The sequence below is a fragment of the Thauera phenylacetica B4P genome (genome assembly GCF_000310225.1).
Taxonomy (GTDB): Bacteria; Pseudomonadota; Gammaproteobacteria; order Burkholderiales; family Rhodocyclaceae; genus Thauera; species Thauera phenylacetica.
Map to the genome: position 1 here is coordinate 1 of NZ_AMXF01000444.1, position 1486 is coordinate 1486.

Below are 1486 nucleotides of genomic sequence, written 5' to 3' on the forward strand. Positions count from 1 at the left end.
GTCGGCCTGCCGCTGCGCCTGCAGCGCGTGCCGCGCGCGCTCTTCGACGCCCGCCTCGCCGAGACCTACGGCGGCGCCGGCGGCAGCGCCGCCGAGGTGGTGGCCGACGTCGGCCAGGAGGTCGACCTCGACCGCCTGATGACCGAGCTGCCCGCGGTCGAGGACCTCCTCGACACCCAGGACGACGCGCCGATCATCCGCCTGATCAACGCCTTGCTGACCCAGGCGGTGCGCGACGGCGCCTCGGACGTGCACATCGAGCCCTACGAGCGCGAGTCGGTGGTGCGCCTGCGCCGCGACGGCGTGCTGCGCGACATCGCCCGCCCGCGCCGCGGCCTGCACGCGGCGATGGCCTCGCGCATCAAGATCATGGCGCAGCTCGACATCGCCGAGAAACGCCTCCCCCAGGACGGCCGCATCACCCTGCGCCTGGCCGGACGCGCGGTCGATGTGCGCGTGTCCACCGTGCCTACCACCCACGGCGAGCGCCTGGTGCTGCGCCTGCTCGACAAGCAGGCCGGGCAGATCGGGCTCGACGGCCTCGGCATGGCGCCCGCGACCGGCGCCGCCTTCACCGAACTGCTCGGCCAGCCGCATGGCATTCTGCTCGTCACCGGCCCCACCGGCTCGGGCAAGACGACCACGCTGTACGCGGCGCTGCAGAGCCTGGACGCCGCCCGGCTCAACATCGTCACGGTCGAGGACCCGGTCGAGTTCGACCTGCCCGGCGTCGGCCAGATCGCGGTCAATCCGCGCATCGAGCTCGACTTCGCGCGCGCGCTGCGCGCGATCCTGCGCCAGGACCCGGACGTGATCATGATCGGCGAGATCCGCGACCTCGAGACCGCGCAGATCGCCATCCAGGCCAGCCTCACCGGCCACCTCGTGCTCGCCACCCTGCACACCAACGACAGCGCCGCCGCGCTCACCCGCCTGGTGGACATGGGCATCGAGCCCTTCCTGCTCGCCTCCACCCTGCGCGGCGTGCTCGCCCAGCGCCTGGTGCGCAAGCTCTGCCCCGACTGCCGCCAGCCCGCCGCCAGCGTGCAGGGCTGGGAAGCCGGCCAGTGCGGGCACTGCGGCCACAGCGGCTACCGCGGACGCGCCGGCATCTACGAGCTGCTGGTGGTCGACGAGGCCATGCGCCGGCTGATCCACGACGGCGCCGACGAGGACCGCCTGCGCGCCCATGCGCGCGCCGCCGGCATGCGCAGCCTGCACGAGGACGGCCTGCGCCACGTCGCCAGCGGGCTGACCAGCGCCGCCGAGCTGCAGCGCGTGATCCGCGCCTGAGCCCGCCGCGATGAGCGCCTTCCGCTACCGCGCCTTCGACCTCCAGGGCACGCCGAGCACCGGCGTGATCGAGGCCGACTCCGGCCGCGCCGCGCGCAGCGCGCTGCGCGAGCGCGGCCTGCATCCGGTCGAGGTCATCGACCTCGGCCAGCAGGCCCGCACCGCCGCCGAGCGCCCGGGCTGGCTCGCCCGC

1 protein-coding gene and 1 pseudogene are annotated in these 1486 nt (G+C 74.6%); both read left to right on the forward strand.

The genetic code is table 11. The features are described from left to right. The coding region (gspE, locus tag C667_RS22875; protein WP_004388459.1) for a type II secretion system ATPase GspE at positions 1-1293 on the forward strand (1293 nt) is incomplete at its 5' end. Positions 1294-1303: 10 nt separating this feature from the next. Then, positions 1304-1486: pseudogene (locus C667_RS22880) on the forward strand (type II secretion system inner membrane protein GspF); the annotation flags it as partial.